The organism is Sphingopyxis sp. EU05-FHT14B03 (genome assembly GCF_058790875.1).
In genome coordinates, this window is sequence record NZ_JBYTDC010000003.1 from 325783 (window position 1) to 341998 (window position 16216).

A 16216-nucleotide genomic window follows, 5' to 3' on the forward strand; every position below is an offset into this window, starting at 1 on the left:
GGACCCCAAATCCGCACGACCGAAAAAGCGCAGCGCGGCTGTTCGCAATTCGATGGTGCTGCGGCGATTCCTTCGCTAGCAACGCGGTCCATTGTGCCATGCAGAAGCGGCGGGAGTTAGGGCGGGATGACAGCGTCGCAGGCCGATGAACGCAAAGCCGTCAACTATTACCATGGTCTCGACACGATCCGCCTCATCTGTGCCGCGGTCGTTGCGATCGGCCACCATTATTCCAATTTCCAGATCTTTGAATCCGAGCGTTATAATCGCCTGATTTCATCGGGATGGGACATATTGTGGAACGGGCCCGCCGCGGTCATCGTGTTCTTCATCATCTCGGGCTTCGTCATCCACGCCCCCTATCACCAGGGGAAGAGCTTCAGCACCGGCGAATTCTACGTCAAACGGTCGATCCGCATCGTGCTGCCGTCGATCGCCTTCATGATCGCCTTCGTGTTTCCCGATATCGGCAAGGTCGCCGAGGTGAGCTGGAAGGCGACGGTGCTGTGGAGCCTGATCTGCGAGCTGATCTATTATTTCCTCTATCCGTTGCTCGTCCGCTTCAACGGCCGGATGCATATCCCGCTCGCCATCTCGTGCGTCGTCACGATCCTGATCTATTATTTTTACGCCGATGTCTTCGTCGACAACCGCAATTATCGCGCGCTCGGCTATGGCACCTTCCTCGTCGGCTTTCCCTGCTGGCTCGCGGGTTGCTGGCTGGCGGAGAATCTGCATCGCTTCGGCCGGCTTTCGGCACTGTGGATCAACGTGACGCGCGTCGGCATCTTCGCGATGGCGGTCGTCTTCAAGCTCGCGAAGACGCAGTTGCTCGGTTTCGGCCTCTTCACCTCCTCGGCCTTCATCCTCAACATCTTCGCGATCTTCGCGACCTTCTGGCTCGGCTTCGAACTGGTGCGGATGCTCGACCGGTCGGGTCCCGCCCCGTTCGACCGCATGGGCCGCGCCACCTTCAGCCTCTACCTTGTCCATCCGGTCGCGATGCGACTGTTCGAGGGCGGCGACCATGGCGTCGTGTCGCTGCTGCTCTATCTGGTGGTGACCGGCGTCATGACCTATGTCTTTTTCCTGCTGTGCGAACGCCCGAGCCACCGGCTCGCGCATAAGCTGGGCAACCGGCTGGTCGGCCGCGCGCCGACCGAACGGCAGACCGCGGGCACCGCGGCCGCCGGCGACTGAACGACGGAACCCGACATGAGCGACTATTGCCTGATCACCGCCAACCGCAACTATTCGAGCTGGTCGCTGCGGCCGTGGATGCTGATGCGGGGGCTCGGCATCGTCTTCGAGGACCGGATCGAGCCTTTCGCGCAGCCGGTCAATTACGACGCCTTTCGCAGCTTTTCGCCGACCGGACAGGTTCCGGCGCTGCTCCATGCGGGGCGGACGATCTACGACTCGCTGGGCATCGCGCTCTATCTCGCCGACCGGCACGACGCGGTGTGGCCGGCGGATCCCGATGCACGCGCCTGGGCGCAGTGCGCGGCGGCCGAAATGCACAGCGGCTTTGCGGCGCTGCGTAACGATTGCACGATGAACGTCGGGGTGCGCGTGACCCCGAAGCCGATGTCCGAAGCGCTGAGGGCCAATGTCGCGCGCATCCGCGAAGTGTTCGAACAGGGGCTCGCGCGCTTCGGCGGGCCATGGCTTGCCGGCGCGGCATTCTCGGCGGTCGATGCCTTTTTCGCGCCGGTCGCCTTCCGCATCCGCACCTATGGCCTCGACGTCGGCGCCGGACAGGCGTGGGTGGACCATATCCTCGCGCATCCGGCGATGCGCGACTGGGAAGAACAGGCGCTCGCCGAAAGCTGGCGCGAGGAAAGCCATGAGGACGAACTGGCGGCGGCGGGGTCGATCATCGCCGATTATCGCACCGCCTAGTCGGCCAGCGCCTCGCGGACGACCGCGATGCCGGCTTCGCGCTGCACCTTCAGTTCGGCCTTGAGCTTCGCAGGGTCGCGCGCGAAGACGAAGCCGAAGCTGACGCCGCCTTCCTTGCCGATCGTCGCGTGGTGGAGCTTGTGCGCCTGCACCAGCCTTTTGGCGTAACCGCGGCGCGGGACCCAGCGGAAATAGCGTTGGTGGACGAGGCCGTCGTGAACCAGCGTGTAGATGATCCCATAGAACAGCACGCCGAGGCCGATCCACGTCCCCGGCTCCCATGCCGAGCCGCCCATGATCATCGGGCTGCCCGCCGCGAACATCGAAATGCTCAGCGCGGCGCCGAAGAGCGCGAACAGGTCGTTCTTTTCCAGCCGCTTGTCGTGCGGCTCATGATGGTCGCGGTGCCAGGCCCAGCCGAAACCGTGCATGATATATTTGTGGCTGGCCCAGGCGACGCCTTCCATCGCCACGACGGTGGCGAGGACGAGCATGAGGATGGCGAGCGGCGACATGGCCCGATCATAGGCCGATTATGCCAGCCACACCATCATCTCCTCGTCACCCCGGACTTGATCCGGCATCCCGCTTTGCGACGTGGACAAGCGGGACCCCGGATCAAGTCCGGGGTGACGAAGGGAGAATCAGAGCGCACGACCGAAAATTGCGTTTTGGATCGCCACTCGCTTGCATTGTTGTCCGGGGGGCTTAAGTGAACCGCATGACTCGGCCCCGCACCCTCTATGAGAAAATCTGGGACGCGCATGTCGTCGAACAGCGCCCCGATGGTACCGCCCTGATCTTCATCGACCGTCACCTCGTCCATGAAGTCACCAGCCCGCAGGCCTTTGCCGGGCTTCGCGCGAGCGGGCGCACGGTGCGCCGCCCCGACCTGACGCTGGCGGTACCCGATCACAACCTGCCGACGACGGCACGGCTCGATGCGGCGGGCAACAAGCTGCCGATCGCCGACGCCGAAAGCGCCGCGCAGCTCGCGGCGCTCGAAAAGAACGCCCCCGAATATGGCATCCGCTATATCGACGCGACCGCACCCGAGCAGGGCATCGTCCATGTCGTAGGGCCCGAACAGGGATTCTCGCTGCCCGGCACGACGATCGTCTGCGGCGACAGCCACACCGCCTGCCACGGCGGCATCGGCGCGCTGGCATTCGGCATCGGGACGAGCGAGGTCGAGCATGTGCTCGCGACGCAGACGCTGCTGCTGCAACCGGCGAAAACGATGGAAGTGCGCGTCGAGGGCGAGGTCGGGCCGGGCATCAGCGCGAAGGACATCATCCTCCACATCACCGGCACCATCGGCGCCGCGGGCGGCACCGGCCATGTCATCGAATATACCGGCAGCGCGATCCGTGCGCTGAGCATCGAGGGCCGGCTGACGGTCAGCAACATGGCGATCGAAGGCGGCGCGCGCGCGGGCCTCATCGCGCCCGACGAGGTGACCTTCGACTATCTGAAGGGCCGCCCCTATGCGCCGAAGGGCGCCGACTGGGACGCGGCGGTCGAATATTGGAAGAGCCTCGCGACCGATGCGGGAGCGACCTACGACAAGGTCGTGGTGATCGACGCCGCCGACATCGCGCCGAGCGTGACCTGGGGCACCAGCCCCGAGGATGTCGTGCCGATCACCGGGGTCGTCCCCGACCCCGCGAGCTTCGCCGATCCGTCGAAGCAGGCCGCCGCCGCCAAATCCCTCGCCTATATGGGCCTCGAACCCGGCACGCGGATGCAGGATGTGCCGGTGGAAAATATCTTCATCGGCAGCTGCACCAACAGCCGCATCGAGGACATGCGCGCCGCCGCGGCGGTCATCAAGGGCCGCAAAAAGGCCGACAATGTCAAATGGGCGATCGTCGTCCCCGGATCGGGGCTGGTGAAGGCGCAGGCCGAGGCCGAGGGACTCGACCGCATCTTCACCGACGCGGGGCTCGAGTGGCGCGAACCCGGCTGTTCGGCGTGCCTCGCGATGAACCCCGACAAGGTGCCCGCGGGCGAACGCTGCGCCAGTACCAGCAACCGCAATTTCGTCGGCCGCCAGGGTCCGGGCAGCCGCACCCACCTCGTCAGCCCCGCGATGGCGGCGGCGGCGGCGGTGACCGGCAAGCTCACCGATGTGCGGGAACTGATGGCATGACCCCGCTGAACGAGGTCGATGGCCGCGCGATTCCGTTCGGGCTGAAGAATGTCGATACCGACGTCATCATCCCCGCGCACTGGCTGAAGGGCACGACGCGCGAGGGCATGGGCCGCGGCGCGTTCGAGGCGATCCGCAAGGACCCCGACAACCTTTTCGACAGCGCCGAATATAAGGGCGCGCCGATCCTGATCGCGGGCGACAATTTCGGTTGCGGGTCGAGCCGCGAGCATGCGGCCTGGGCACTCGGCGACCTAGGCATCCGCGTCGTGATCGCGCCGTCTTACTCGGACATCTTCTCGGGCAATGCGGTGAAGAACGGGATCCTGCCGGTGGTGCTGCCGCAGGCGGCGATCGACCGGCTGATGGAGGTCGCGCTGACCGATCCGGTGCATGTCGACCTCGAAAACCAGACGGTGACGACGATGTTTCAGGACCGCTTCGCCTTCGAGATCGACCCGTTCCGCAAGATGTGCCTGCTCGAAGGGCTCGACGAGATTTCGATCACCGAAAAGAGCGACGCCGCGATCGGCGACTATGAGAAAAAACTGGCGCAGGACCGGCCCTGGCTGCAACCTTCGCTGTAACACCCCCTGTGAGGAGAAGATGATGAAGGCTCTCTTGTCGACCGCCACCGGCGGCCCCGAAACGCTGGCCATCGGCGAACTGCCGCGCCCGACCGCCGGCGCCGGGCAGATCGTGATCGACGTGAAGGCCTGCGCGGTCAACTTTCCCGACGTGCTGATCATCGAGGACAAATATCAGTTCAAGCCCGAACGCCCCTTCGCGCCGGGCGGCGAGGTCGCAGGACTCGTGGCCGAGGTCGGCGAGGGCGTGACCGACTTCAAGGTCGGCGACCGCGTGATCGCGGGCTGCGGTAACGGCGGCATGGCCGAGGCGATCGCGGTTTCGGTGCATAATGTCTATCATTTGCCCGACGGGCATGACTTCGCCGAAGGGGCCTCGCTGCTGATGACCTATGGCACCAGCATCCACGCGCTGGTCGATCGCGGGCATATCAAGGAAGGCGACACCTTGCTCGTCCTCGGCGCCTCGGGCGGGGTCGGCATCGCGGCGGTGGAACTGGGCAAGGCGTTCGGCGCGCGCGTCGTCGCGGGGGTGTCGAGCGAGGACAAGGCCGAGATCGCACGGGCCGCCGGCGCCGACGAAGTCGTCGTCTATGGCCGCCAGCCGTTCGACAAGGACCAGTCGAAGGAGCTCGCGAACAAGTTCAAGGAGGTCGTGGGGCCGAACGGTGCGAACCTCGTCTATGACGCGGTCGGCGGCGACTATGCCGAACCCGCGCTGCGCTCGATCGCGTGGGAAGGCCGCTATCTCGTCGTCGGTTTCCCTGCAGGCATCCCGCGCCTGCCGCTCAACCTGACGCTGCTCAAGAGCTGCGACGTCGCCGGCGTCTTCTGGGGTGCCTTCGTCGCACGCGAACCCGTGCGCAACCGCGGCAATATCGCGCGGTTGTTCGCTTTGTGGGAGCAAGGCAAGATCCAGCCGCGCGTCACCGGCACCTATGCGCTGGCCGACGGCGGCCAGGCGATCGCCAAGCTCGGCGACCGCAGCGCGGTCGGTAAGCTGGTCGTGACCATCTGAAATATCGCCCCGACCCGGCGCTGACCGAAGCGCTGCGTGCGCTGGCGGCGAGCGGACGGCTTGCGGTGCGCGTCACCCCCGGCGCGAGCCGCGACACGGTGACGATCGCGGACGACACCGTGCACCTGCGCGTCACCGCGCCGCCCGCCGATGGCGCCGCGAACGCGGCGGTGCTGCGACTGCTCGCCGCCGCGCTCGACGTCGCGCCGCGCAACCTTTCGCTGCTGCGCGGCGCGAGCGCCCGGATCAAGCTGATCGGGATCGCGCCGGACTGATCGCGATCGATTTTTTGCGGGTTAACGCTTTGTCAGTGGCTCCCGGCTATTGAGCAGGGTGTGATACTAGCGCTTCGAGCGCGTTAGACAGGGCAGGGAAGATGGCGACTCGCCGTTCGATCGGGGAAGATACCGCCGCGGGCATCGCGAATATTTCGCGCACCCGCCGTGCGCAGCTCGTTGCCGAGTTCGAAGGCGATCTGGGCATCGACTACAAAGCCCGCGCCAAAGCGATCGCCGACGCGCACCGCTGGCAGGTGATCAAGACGATCATCGTGTGGACGATCGCGCTGATGTTCTTCCTGATCGCGTGCCAGAAGCTCTGGATCATGGGCCAGGCGGTCGACGAACCCTTCTCCGACCTTAATTTCTTCCATGGGTGGTTTGGGGGCTGACGCCCGGTCAGGATTTCCCTTCGCGGTTCGTTCAGAATCGATCGGGCGTACAAAATGCCGATCGCGTCAGGTCATCGCGATGCGGGTGCTTCGAACAGCGCAAAATGCTCTGGCGTCATGTCAACCTGACGTTCAAGCGGGACGAAGCTTCGCTCCAGCGATTCGGGCGTAAACATGGCGGCATCGGGCGATTCGCGGATGACCCCGGTTGCCCAGTTTCTTAACGTCGGCTCGCCCGGCCTATCGTCGGCGGCAACAAATTCCGACTGGATCAATATCCCCGCCGGATCGACCCAATAGCGGCGCGACAGGCCACCCTTCGTCAGCACGACGACATCAAGATCGCCATAGGGGCTGGGCAGGCGTCCGTCATAGGCCAGCGCCGGAGCGCCCATCATGTCGATCCCGCACGCGGTTTCGGCGGCTTCGCGGCCAGACAAGGTCTTTCCCGAAATCAGCGAGCGATGGTGCCCGGTCATCGCCTTGCAGTCGGCAACGATCCGGTCGAGCGGCGATTCGACGCGGTGCAGCGACCCGCGATGGAATTCGGCCGCCCACAAGGAATATATCCGGTCTTGCTGCCGGGATATCGTCCACAGGAAAAGCGAATAGTCGCTCGTCGGCGCCTTGGTGCGCGCGACGACTGCCTCTGCCGACGGTTCATCCTGCGCCTGCGCTGGCAGGGAGCAGAAAGCCAGGACAGCCGCGGTCCAAAGGCCTCCTGCGACCCGTGACATCAATAAACCCGCGCCTTCGGCTTGATATATTCGGCGTCGTCGGTGAGCGTATATTCGTGGACCGGGCGGTAATCGAGGCGGACGCCGCCGCCCTTGCCGCCCCAGCCGTCGAACCAGCTGATGCTGTGCTTCATCCAGTTCGGATCGTCGCGGTTCGGGAAATCCTCGTGCGCGTGGGCGCCGCGGCTTTCCTTGCGGTTGAACGCCGAGTGCATCGTCACCGTCGCCTGGCTGATCAGATTGTCGAGCTCGAGCGTTTCGATGAGGTCGGTGTTCCAGATCAGGCTGCGGTCGGTGACGCCAATGTCGTTCATCCGCTGATAGGTCTTGGCAAGCTTGTCCTTGCCCTCGGCCATCAGTTCGTCGGTGCGGAACACCGCGGCGTGCATCGACATCGCGCGCTGCATTTCGTCGCGGACAACCGCGGTCGGCGAGCCGCCATTGGCGTTGCGGAAATGATCGAGACGGCCGAGCGCGAGGTCGGCGCTGTCCTTGGGCAGCGCGGCCTGCGCGGCGCCGGGCTTGATGATGTCGCGCAGCCGGTGGCCGGTGGCGCGGCCGAACACGACAAGGTCGATCAGGCTGTTCGAGCCGAGGCGGTTCGCGCCGTGGACCGACACGCACGCCGCTTCGCCGACCGCGAACAGGCCGGGGACGACGGTATCGGGATTGCCGTCCTTCAGCGTCACGACTTCGCCATGATAGTTACAGGGAATGCCGCCCATATTGTAATGGACCGTCGGCACGACCGGCAGCGGCTGGCGCGTCAGGTCGACGCCGGCGAAAATCTTGCCGCTCTCGGTAATCCCGGGCAGGCGCTCGGCGAGCACCGCGGGATCGATATGGTCGAGGTGCAGGTAGATATGGTCCTTGTGCGGACCGACGCCGCGGCCTTCGCGGATTTCGAGCGCCATCGAACGCGACACGACGTCGCGGGACGCGAGGTCCTTCGCGGAAGGGGCATAGCGTTCCATGAAACGCTCGCCTTCGCTGTTGGTGAGGTACCCGCCCTCGCCGCGTGCGCCTTCGGTGATCAGGACGCCGGCGCCATAGATGCCGGTCGGGTGGAACTGGACAAATTCCATGTCCTGCAATGGCAGGCCGGCGCGCAGCACCATGCCGCCGCCGTCGCCGGTGCAGGTGTGCGCCGAGGTCGCGGTGAAATAGGCGCGGCCATAGCCGCCGGTCGCGAGCACGACGGCCTGCGAGCGGAAGCGGTGGATGCTGCCATCCTCCATGCACAGCGCGATCACGCCGCGGCACACGCCGTCTTCCATGATCAGGTCGAGCGCGAAATATTCGACGAAGAAGTCAGCGTCATATTTCAGCGACTGCTGATAGAGCGCGTGGAGCATTGCATGGCCGGTGCGGTCGGCCGCGGCGCAGGTGCGTTGCACCGGCGGGCCTTCGCCCATATTCTGCATATGGCCGCCGAACGGGCGCTGGTAGATGGTGCCGTCCTGGTTGCGCGAGAAGGGCACGCCGGCGTGCTCGAGTTCGTAGACCGCCTGCGGCGCTTCGCGAACCATATATTCGATCGCGTCCTGGTCACCCAGCCAGTCGGACCCCTTGACGGTGTCGTACATGTGCCAGGTCCAGTGGTCGGGCGAATTGTTGCCGAGGCTGGCGGCGATGCCGCCCTGCGCCGCGACGGTGTGGCTGCGCGTCGGGAACACCTTGGTGATGCAGGCGGTCTTGAGTCCCGCCTCGGCGCTGCCCATCGTGGCGCGCAGGCCCGACCCGCCGGCGCCGACGACGACGGTGTCATAGATATGGTCGATGATCTTGTAAGCTTCGGTCATGTCACATGCCCCCCGGGCCGAGCGCCATGGGCGCCAGTGCGATGCGGGCGATCGTGAAGATCCCGAATGCGGCGCCGCCGATGGCGTAGAAATTGAGCGCGACGAGCGCGAGCAGACGCGTCGCTTCGCCGTGGACATAGTCCTCGATCAGCACCTGCAGCCCGAGGCGCAGATGGACGAAGATGCTGACCACGAGCAGGATGAGCGCGAGCGCGACCATCGGCTGTGACGCCCAGCGATGCACCGCGGCGAAATCGCCGAGGTTCAGGCGCAGGAGCGAGACGACGAGGAAGCCGACGAGCAGCAGATTGCCGAGCGCGGTCAACCGCGCCTGCAGCCAGTGGTGCGAACCATGCTGGGCCGAGCCGAGGCCGCGAACCTTGCCGAGATGCGTGCCGTTGCCCATCAGAGTGCGCTCCCCAATATATAGAGCCATGTCGCGGCGGTCGCGAACACGCCCGCAGCGATCACCACGGTCGACCACAGCTTGTTGGTCTTGAGTTCATAACCCGCACCGGCGTCGAGGACGAAGTGGCGGAGGCCCGAAAACATATGCTGGAAAAAGGCCCAGGTCAGTCCGACCAGCACGACCTTGCCCAGGATGTTGGTGATCGTGTGGAAGATGCCGGCATCAGGGCTGGGGTCGTGCCAGACGCAGGCGACGAACGCCGCATAGGCCTCGGGCCCCGCCGCGATGGCGTAGAGCCACCAGAGGAACATGCTCGCGCCGACGATCGCCAACCCGTCCCCGCTCGCGCGGTGGAGGATCGAGACCGTCATCGCGGGTCCCCATTTATAAACCTGCAAATGCGGCGAGAGCGGCCTGCCGCTCGGTTCGTTGCCAGCCATATCAGCCCCGTTTCTGACTCTAATCGGTCGATGGGCGCCGGTTTAGCGCCATGGCCGCGATATGCAATTGCTTAGGAGCCTTTGTTGCACGGCGCGGGAATATTTGCGACCCGGCCGCCGTTAGAGCCGGAGAAACGGTGATCGGCAAGGGCAAAAAGGGGCCGATGTTCATCCAATCGCCAGCCCGCTCCGACGATTGACCGGAATCGAGCCATGTCAGGCAAAACGCGCCTGAGCACCCTTTGTGTCGAGCAAAGTCGGGACATCCATCAGTAGCGCACGGCCTCGGGGTGTCTCGACTTCGCTCGACACGAACGGGAATGGGAGACGGCCCTCTCCCAACCCGGCAGCAGAAGTCATATCTGAAGCTTGTTCAGCCCCGCCAAACGGACGGGCGCCTTACTTGATCTTCCCGCGGTTGGCGTAGAGCAGCGCGGCGAGCACCGCCGCCGACCCGATGCCGATGCCGGCGGCCGCTGCGGCGGTTTTCCAGCCGGCCTTCTTGCCGGTTCCTGTCGCTTCCTTGTCGGCGGCTTCGGTCGCCTCTGCGGCTTCCTTTTGCGCCTGAAGTTCGCGGGCGGCGCGCAGCACTTCATTTTCGCTTTCTTCGCCGGTGCCAGTTTCGGGGAGGTCTTCCTGGGGAGTCATGGCAGTCTTACGTCCTTGTTCTCACAGCAGTGCCTGCTCCACAGGCACATAGTCCGTCCCGACCGCTTCGGCTACGGCTTCGAACGTCACCTTACCATTCCAGACGTTGAGTCCCTGCGCAAGATGCACGTCGCGTTTCAGCGCCTCTTTCCAGCCCAGGTCGGCGATGCGCAGCGCGTGCGGCAGGGTGACGTTGTTGAGCGCATAGGTGCTGGTGCGCGCGACCGCGCCGGGCATGTTGGCGACCGCATAATGGACGATGCCGTCGACGACATAGGTCGGATCGGCGTGGGTCGTCGCATGGCTGGTTTCAAAGCAGCCGCCCTGGTCGATCGCGACGTCGACGAGCACCGAACCCGGGCGCATCGTGCCGAGCATGTCGCGGGTGACCAGCTTGGGCGCCTCGGCGCCGGGGATCAGCACCGCGCCGATGACAAGGTCGGCCTCGGCGACGCATTCGGCGAGGTTGGCGCGATTCGAGAAGCGCGTCTTGGCACGCGCCTCGAAAAAGGTGCCGACGCGTTCGAGCACTTCGGGATCGCGATCGAGGATGGTGACGTCGGCGCCGAGCCCCGCCGCCATCTGCGCCGCGTTGAAGCCGACGACGCCGCCGCCGATGATGCAGACCCTGCCCGGCGCCACACCCGGCACGCCGCCGAGCAGCACGCCGCGGCCGCCGTGCGCCTTTTCGAGCGCGGTCGCGCCGGCCTGGATCGACATGCGCCCCGCGACCTGGCTCATCGGTTTCAACAGCGGCAGGCCACCGTGCGGGCTGGTGACGGTTTCATAGGCGATACAGACGGCGCCCGACGCCATCAGGTCGCGCGTCTGGTCGGGGTCGGGGGCGAGATGGAGATAGGTGTAGAGAATCTGCCCGGGGCGCAGCATCGCGCGCTCGACGGGCTGGGGCTCCTTGACCTTCACGACCATGTCGCAGGTCGCGAAGATTTCCTCGGCGGTCTGGACGATCTCGGCACCCGCCTCGACATAATAGCGGTCGTGCGCGCCGATGCCTTCACCGGCGCCGGTCTGCACGAGCACGCGGTGACCGTGGACGTGGAGCTCGCGCGCGCTTTCGGGGGTCAGGCCGACGCGATATTCGTGATTCTTGATTTCCTTGGGGGTGCCGATGATCATGCGTCGCTCTCCAATACCGGGTGGCCGCCGATCGCGTCTCGCGTTGCCGACGACTCTCTGCCGCCGATATAGCAGCTTCGCCGCGCGAGGTGCTTGCATATCATGGTCCATTCCCCGACAAGCGCGCACAAATTGTGCGCGAAATCGCCTTGGAGCGCTTCATGTTGGATCGGATCGACCGCAAGCTTCTCGACCTGCTGCAGCGACAGGGGCCGCGTCCCGCGGTCGAGCTCGGCGAAAGCGTCGGCCTGTCGGCGTCGGCGTGCCACCGCCGCATCCGCGCGCTCGAGAGTGACGGGATCATCGCCGGCTATGCCGCGCGGCTCGACCCCGACAAGATCGGCCTCGGGCTCGACGTCTTCGTCGACATCAGCCTGACCTCGCAGAGCGAGGAAGCGCTGACCGCGTTCGAGAGCGCGGTGAAGAGCTTCGACGAGATCCTGGAGTGCCAATTGCTGTCGGGTGCATCGGATTACCGGCTGCGCGTCGCGGCGCGCAATGTCGCCGACTTCGACCGGCTGCACCGCCATTGCCTGTCGCGGCTGCCCGGCGTCGCCGCGATGCACAGTGCCTTCGCGCTGCGCACGATCAAGGCGTTCGAGGGCTATCCGGTGCGCGGCGAGGGCTGACGCGCATTTTTTTTCGCGGCGCTGGTTAACGCCGAATTTACCCCTTCCCCACATAGATCGGTCATGATTTTCGCCGGTGACAGCGGACGGCAGCGCCGCGCGCCACGAACGATGTGAGGGAAGCAGGATCATGGTGAAGGAAAATCCGATTCATAAGCAGCAGATTGATCCGATCCTGATGTCGGATCGCTTCCCCTTCTATGATCTCGATGGCCAGCTGGCGGCCGATGGCGCCGAAATCGCGGCGATCGTCACCGGGCACGAGCCCGAGATGGCGCGCGCTTACTGGGATGCCTTCAACGGCCTGTCGCTCGTCGAACGCAAGGTCGAGGGCGACCTGCTGACCAGCTATATCGCGGGCAGCGCGAAACATATGCGCGAGAAATATGCCCATGCCGACGGCCAGGCCGCGGCGACGATCGCGTGCCAGAACACCCATATGGCGCTGCGCGTCGGGGTGCCGCTGGCATCGGTCCTGTCGTGCATCGGCGAGAGCCAGCGGCTGGCCTATCATTATGTGGTCGAGGCCTGCGCCGGCGATGCCGCGCGGCTGACCCGGCTGTGCGCGGCGATCAACCGGCTCGCGCTGCTCGAATTCGACATCATGGAAACCTATGCCGAGAAGCTGAACCGCGCGGTCATTTCGGGCGAGCGATTGGCGCTGGCCGGCGATTTCGACCAGTCGATCGCCTCGCTGGTCCAGGAAACCGACGGCGTGCGCCGCGAACTCGCCAGGCAGGCAGCCTCGGCCGACCATGCCGCCAAGGGCATGATCGCCAAGACGAGCGAAGTCGCCGCGGCATCCGAACAATCGGCGATCGCGATGCGCGAAGCCGCCTCGACCGCCGCGGGGCTGATCCGCGCGATCGAGGATGCGCGCAGCGAGGTCGAAGCCAGCTCGCACGTCGCGATCCGCGCCTCCGAACAGGCGGGCGAAGCCGTCGCCATGTCCGAAGCGCTGTCGCACCACGCCGAATCGATCGAATCGATCCTCGGCCTGATCCGCGAGATCGCGGGCCAGACCAATTTGCTCGCGCTCAACGCCACGATCGAGGCGGCGCGCGCGGGCGAATCGGGTCGCGGCTTTGCCGTCGTCGCGCAGGAGGTGAAAAGCCTCGCCAACGAAACCGCGCGCGCGACCGACGATATCGCCGGCAAGATCACGGCGATCCAGCAGGCGACCAGGGGTTCGGTCGCCGCCAACCAGTCGATCCAGGCGACGATCGTCGAGGTCCAGCATTCGGCGCAGCGTATCCGCGACGCGATGGACGCGCAGGCGCAGACGGTCACCTCGATCACCGCCGCGGTCGACGAAACCGCGCTCGCCGCCGATTCGATGTCGTCGACGATCGCCAGCATCCGCAACGATTCGGGCATGGTCGCTGGCGAAATCAGCGTGCTCAGCGACGAATTCGCCAAGATGGGCGAGCGGCTGCAGTCGCTCGAACAGGCCGCGAGCGAGTTCAGCCGCCGCGTCGCCTGACCGGCGTGCCGCCCTCATGCTTGGCAAGGTGACGGGGTCCGCTTAAGGGCGGGCCATGCAAACCCATATCTTGATCAGCGGCGCGAGCCGCGGCATCGGCGCCGCGATCGCCGAAGCGCTGGTTTCCGACACGGCCAAGGTCGTCGCGCTGTCGAGCGCCGACGGCGACCTCGCCGACCCCGACGTGCCAGGGCGCATCTGGAACCGCGCGCTTGCAGAGCTCGATGGCCGCATCGACGTGCTGATCAACAACGCCGGGGTGTTCGAGGCGAACCCGATCGACTCGGACGACGCCGGCTGGCTCGCCAACTGGAACCGCACGCAGCAGATCAACCTGACCGCGAGCGCCTTATTCTGCCGTTTGGCGGTGCTGCACTGGCAGCAGCGGAAGTCCGAGGGCCGCATCGTCAATATCGCGAGCCGCGCCGCGCATCGTGGCGACAGCCCGGCGCACTGGCATTATGCCGCGTCGAAGGCGGGCATGGTCGCGATGACAAAAACGATCGCGCGCGCTTATGCGAAGGAGAATATCCTCGCCTTCGCCATATGTCCCGGCTTCACGATGACCGGCATGGCCGAGGAGTATCTGGAGAGCCGCGGCGGCGACCAATTGCTTGCCGACATTCCGCTCGGCCGCGTCGCGATGCCCGAGGAAGTGGGCGAAATGGCGCGCTGGTGCGCGATCGACGCGCCCGCATCGATGACCGGCGCGGTGCTCGACGTGAACGGAGCCAGCTATGTCCGCTAGAATCGCCATCCTCGCCGCGCTGGCGCTCGCCGGCTGCACGCCGCAGCGAACCCCTGCCCCCGCCGCGCCCGCTCCGACCGGCAAGGCGCTCGCGACCGCGTGCGAAGGACGCGACGGGTGGAGCGACGCCGCGCCGCCGGCGAAGATTTTCGGCAACACCTACTATGTCGGCACCTGCGGCATTACCGCGCTGCTGATCGCGACCCCCGACGGGCTGGTGCTGATCGACGGCGCGACCGCGGAGGCCGCACCGGGCATCCTCGCCAATATCCGCGCGCTCGGCTTCGACCCGAAGAATGTCCGCACTCTGCTCTCGAGCCACGAGCATCTCGACCATGTCGGCGGGTTGAAGGCGCTGCAGGATGCGACCGGCGCCGCGGTGCTGGCGCGGCACGAAGCGGTGGTGACGCTGACCAGCGGCGAGCCCGAGGCGATCGACCCGCAGCGCGGTGCGATCCCGCCCTTCGCCGGGGTCAAGGTATCGCGCGAACTCAAGGATGGCGAGCGCCTGCCGATCGGCGACATCGGGCTGACGATCCACGCGACCCCGGGGCATACGCCGGGCAGCACGAGCTGGACCTGGCGCGCGTGCGAGGCCGGCGAGTGCCGGACGATCGCCTATGTCGACAGCCTGTCGGCGGTGTCGGCGGACGATTATCGCTTTTCGGACCACCCCGACTATGTCGCGATGCTGCGCGCGACCTTTGCCAAGGTGCCGACGTTGCCGTGCGACCTGCTGATCACTCCGCATCCGTCGGCGAGCAACCTCTTCGATCGACTCGCGGGCGCGGCGCCGCTGGTCGACGCGAGTGCGTGCAAGACCTATGCCGAGGGCGCCGCGAAGCGGCTCGACGACCGGCTGGCGAAGGAAGCCGCGGCGAAATGAGCTGGATCGTCTCGCTCCCCTGCACCCGCGCCGAGGCCGAAGCGCTGTCGGGCGACATTCCCGAACTCGACACACGGCCCGATGCCCCCGTCGTGGTGACGCGCGAGATCGACGAGGATGCCGGGCAGTGGCAACTCGACGCCTATATGGACGAGCGGCCCGATGCGGCGCTGGTCGAATTGCTGCAGTCGCTGGCGCCGAGCGCCAAAGGCGCGAAGCCGGTGATCGAGGAACTGCCCGAGGAGGACTGGGTCACCCTCTCGCAACAAGGACTCGAGCCCGTGCAGGCGGGACGATTCTTCGTCCACACCAGCAGCTTTGCCGACCGCGTGCCACCGGGCAGTACATCCTTCCTGATCGACGCGAGCCAGGCGTTCGGCACCGGCGGGCACGACACCACCGCGGGTTGCCTCGCGATGCTCGACCTGATGGCGCGGGAGGGTGGCGTGCCACGTAACATCGCCGATATCGGCACCGGCACCGGCCTGCTCGCCTTTGCAGCCATGGCGCTGTGGCCGCGCGCACGGATGATCGCATCGGACATCGATCCGGCGAGCATCTTCGTCACCAAAGACAATGCCGGCATCAACGGCGTGCCGCTGGGCCGCGGCGGCGGGCGGCTGGCGGTCGCGGTCGCGCCCGGGACCGACCATCCCGCGATCAGGCATCGCGCGCCCTATGACCTCGTCATCGCGAACATCCTCGCGGGGCCGCTGATCACCCTCGCCCCCGATATCGCGAGCGTCACCGCGCCGGGCGGCCATGCGATCCTGGCCGGGCTGATCGCGCGGCAGATGGAACCGGTGCTGACCGCCTATCGCGCGCAAGGGTTTCGCCTCGCCGCGCGCGGCGGCAGCGCCGAATGGCCGTGCCTGCTGCTGGTCAAGCGCCGCCGTTACGGTTGGCGGCGCAAGGAGCGCGCCTTTCACCGCGCCAGCCCGTCGGACGCGAGTTTCGGGAGCTGGTAG

At 66.1% G+C, this 16216-nt stretch carries 19 protein-coding genes; 12 read left to right on the forward strand and 7 right to left on the reverse strand.

Annotated features, from left to right (window positions below; all coding sequences use genetic code 11):
• The first annotated feature begins 126 nt into the window (after positions 1-126).
• On the forward strand, positions 127-1200 hold the full coding sequence (locus tag AC3WS4_RS18115) for an acyltransferase family protein (protein WP_492737130.1): 1074 nt from the start codon (positions 127-129) through the stop codon (positions 1198-1200).
• 15 nt (positions 1201-1215) lie between these two features.
• A complete protein-coding gene (locus AC3WS4_RS18120) occupies positions 1216-1902 on the forward strand; it encodes a glutathione S-transferase family protein (RefSeq protein ID WP_492737132.1) in 687 nt (228 codons plus the stop codon).
• Here AC3WS4_RS18120 and AC3WS4_RS18125 read toward each other — a convergent pair.
• On the reverse strand, positions 1899-2417 hold the full coding sequence (locus tag AC3WS4_RS18125; protein ID WP_492737134.1) for a sterol desaturase family protein: 519 nt from the start codon (positions 2415-2417) through the stop codon (positions 1899-1901). The genes AC3WS4_RS18120 and AC3WS4_RS18125 overlap by 4 nt on opposite strands.
• Before the next feature lie 206 nt (positions 2418-2623).
• Here AC3WS4_RS18125 and leuC point away from each other — a divergent pair, with 206 nt between their 5' ends.
• The 5 genes from leuC to AC3WS4_RS18150 all read left to right on the forward strand — a co-directional run bounded on the left by leuC (position 2624) and on the right by AC3WS4_RS18150 (position 6329).
• Positions 2624-4054, forward strand: a complete 1431-nt coding sequence (leuC, locus tag AC3WS4_RS18130) for a 3-isopropylmalate dehydratase large subunit (RefSeq protein ID WP_492737136.1) — start codon at positions 2624-2626, stop codon at positions 4052-4054.
• Positions 4051-4641, forward strand: a complete 591-nt coding sequence (leuD, locus tag AC3WS4_RS18135; RefSeq protein WP_492737138.1) for a 3-isopropylmalate dehydratase small subunit — start codon at positions 4051-4053, stop codon at positions 4639-4641. Before leuC ends, leuD begins: the two co-directional genes overlap by 4 nt.
• Positions 4642-4663: 22 nt before the next feature.
• On the forward strand, positions 4664-5659 hold the full coding sequence (locus tag AC3WS4_RS18140) for an NADPH:quinone oxidoreductase family protein (protein WP_492738063.1): 996 nt from the start codon (positions 4664-4666) through the stop codon (positions 5657-5659).
• Positions 5660-5724: 65 nt separating this feature from the next.
• Positions 5725-5934: a DUF167 family protein gene (locus AC3WS4_RS18145; RefSeq protein WP_187141227.1), complete on the forward strand. Its 210-nt coding sequence runs from the start codon at positions 5725-5727 to the stop codon at positions 5932-5934.
• 101 nt (positions 5935-6035) lie between these two features.
• Positions 6036-6329 (forward strand): hypothetical protein, encoded by a 294-nt coding sequence (locus AC3WS4_RS18150; RefSeq protein WP_056345822.1) that lies wholly within the window; start codon positions 6036-6038, stop codon positions 6327-6329.
• Positions 6330-6400: 71 nt separating this feature from the next.
• On the opposite strand, the gene AC3WS4_RS18155 is transcribed toward AC3WS4_RS18150, so the two are convergent.
• From AC3WS4_RS18155 to ald, 6 genes are all read right to left on the reverse strand, one after another.
• A complete protein-coding gene (locus AC3WS4_RS18155; RefSeq protein ID WP_492742912.1) occupies positions 6401-6889 on the reverse strand; it encodes a hypothetical protein in 489 nt (162 codons plus the stop codon).
• Positions 6890-7065: 176 nt separating this feature from the next.
• On the reverse strand, positions 7066-8868 hold the full coding sequence (sdhA, locus tag AC3WS4_RS18160) for a succinate dehydrogenase flavoprotein subunit (protein ID WP_056345816.1): 1803 nt from the start codon (positions 8866-8868) through the stop codon (positions 7066-7068).
• Between the two features lies 1 nt (position 8869).
• A complete protein-coding gene (gene sdhD, locus AC3WS4_RS18165) occupies positions 8870-9274 on the reverse strand; it encodes a succinate dehydrogenase, hydrophobic membrane anchor protein (protein WP_056345814.1) in 405 nt (134 codons plus the stop codon).
• The gene (gene sdhC / locus AC3WS4_RS18170; protein WP_492737143.1) at positions 9274-9717 is read right to left on the reverse strand and encodes a succinate dehydrogenase, cytochrome b556 subunit; all 444 of its coding nucleotides are present in this window, start codon (positions 9715-9717) and stop codon (positions 9274-9276) included. The genes sdhD and sdhC overlap by 1 nt, the downstream gene beginning before the upstream one ends.
• Positions 9718-10116: 399 nt before the next feature.
• Positions 10117-10365: a hypothetical protein gene (locus AC3WS4_RS18175; RefSeq protein ID WP_492737145.1), complete on the reverse strand. Its 249-nt coding sequence runs from the start codon at positions 10363-10365 to the stop codon at positions 10117-10119.
• Positions 10366-10386: 21 nt separating this feature from the next.
• A complete protein-coding gene (gene ald / locus AC3WS4_RS18180; RefSeq protein WP_492737147.1) occupies positions 10387-11502 on the reverse strand; it encodes an alanine dehydrogenase in 1116 nt (371 codons plus the stop codon).
• 161 nt (positions 11503-11663) lie between these two features.
• Between ald and AC3WS4_RS18185 the strand changes: the two genes are divergently transcribed.
• The 5 genes from AC3WS4_RS18185 (at position 11664) to AC3WS4_RS18205 (ending at position 16216) form a co-directional block, all read left to right on the forward strand.
• A complete protein-coding gene (locus AC3WS4_RS18185; protein WP_187141175.1) occupies positions 11664-12131 on the forward strand; it encodes an Lrp/AsnC family transcriptional regulator in 468 nt (155 codons plus the stop codon).
• A gap of 130 nt (positions 12132-12261) precedes the next feature.
• Positions 12262-13614, forward strand: a complete 1353-nt coding sequence (locus tag AC3WS4_RS18190; protein WP_056345803.1) for a methyl-accepting chemotaxis protein — start codon at positions 12262-12264, stop codon at positions 13612-13614.
• Between the two features lie 55 nt (positions 13615-13669).
• Positions 13670-14362, forward strand: a complete 693-nt coding sequence (locus AC3WS4_RS18195; protein ID WP_492737150.1) for an SDR family NAD(P)-dependent oxidoreductase — start codon at positions 13670-13672, stop codon at positions 14360-14362.
• Complete coding sequence (bla, locus tag AC3WS4_RS18200) at positions 14352-15248, forward strand: subclass B3 metallo-beta-lactamase (RefSeq protein ID WP_492737152.1); 897 nt, start codon at positions 14352-14354, stop codon at positions 15246-15248. The genes AC3WS4_RS18195 and bla overlap by 11 nt, the downstream gene beginning before the upstream one ends.
• The gene (locus AC3WS4_RS18205; protein WP_492737154.1) at positions 15245-16216 is read left to right on the forward strand and encodes a 50S ribosomal protein L11 methyltransferase; all 972 of its coding nucleotides are present in this window, start codon (positions 15245-15247) and stop codon (positions 16214-16216) included. Before bla ends, AC3WS4_RS18205 begins: the two co-directional genes overlap by 4 nt.

Bases quoted from the DNA above. Each gene is read 5' to 3' on its own strand.
- AC3WS4_RS18115 (WP_492737130.1), top strand. From the start codon at position 127: ATGACAGCGTCGCAGGCCGATGAACGCAAAGCCGTCAACTATTACCAT.
- AC3WS4_RS18120 (WP_492737132.1), top strand. From the start codon at position 1,216: ATGAGCGACTATTGCCTGATCACCGCCAACCGCAACTATTCGAGCTGG.
- AC3WS4_RS18125 (WP_492737134.1), bottom strand. From the start codon at position 2,417: ATGTCGCCGCTCGCCATCCTCATGCTCGTCCTCGCCACCGTCGTGGCG.
- leuC (WP_492737136.1), top strand. From the start codon at position 2,624: ATGACTCGGCCCCGCACCCTCTATGAGAAAATCTGGGACGCGCATGTC.
- leuD (WP_492737138.1), top strand. From the start codon at position 4,051: ATGACCCCGCTGAACGAGGTCGATGGCCGCGCGATTCCGTTCGGGCTG.
- AC3WS4_RS18140 (WP_492738063.1), top strand. From the start codon at position 4,664: ATGAAGGCTCTCTTGTCGACCGCCACCGGCGGCCCCGAAACGCTGGCC.
- AC3WS4_RS18150 (WP_056345822.1), top strand. From the start codon at position 6,036: ATGGCGACTCGCCGTTCGATCGGGGAAGATACCGCCGCGGGCATCGCG.
- sdhA (WP_056345816.1), bottom strand. From the start codon at position 8,868: ATGACCGAAGCTTACAAGATCATCGACCATATCTATGACACCGTCGTC.
- sdhD (WP_056345814.1), bottom strand. From the start codon at position 9,274: ATGGGCAACGGCACGCATCTCGGCAAGGTTCGCGGCCTCGGCTCGGCC.
- sdhC (WP_492737143.1), bottom strand. From the start codon at position 9,717: ATGGCTGGCAACGAACCGAGCGGCAGGCCGCTCTCGCCGCATTTGCAG.
- AC3WS4_RS18175 (WP_492737145.1), bottom strand. From the start codon at position 10,365: ATGACTCCCCAGGAAGACCTCCCCGAAACTGGCACCGGCGAAGAAAGC.
- ald (WP_492737147.1), bottom strand. From the start codon at position 11,502: ATGATCATCGGCACCCCCAAGGAAATCAAGAATCACGAATATCGCGTC.
- AC3WS4_RS18185 (WP_187141175.1), top strand. From the start codon at position 11,664: ATGTTGGATCGGATCGACCGCAAGCTTCTCGACCTGCTGCAGCGACAG.
- AC3WS4_RS18190 (WP_056345803.1), top strand. From the start codon at position 12,262: ATGGTGAAGGAAAATCCGATTCATAAGCAGCAGATTGATCCGATCCTG.
- AC3WS4_RS18195 (WP_492737150.1), top strand. From the start codon at position 13,670: ATGCAAACCCATATCTTGATCAGCGGCGCGAGCCGCGGCATCGGCGCC.
- bla (WP_492737152.1), top strand. From the start codon at position 14,352: ATGTCCGCTAGAATCGCCATCCTCGCCGCGCTGGCGCTCGCCGGCTGC.
- AC3WS4_RS18205 (WP_492737154.1), top strand. From the start codon at position 15,245: ATGAGCTGGATCGTCTCGCTCCCCTGCACCCGCGCCGAGGCCGAAGCG.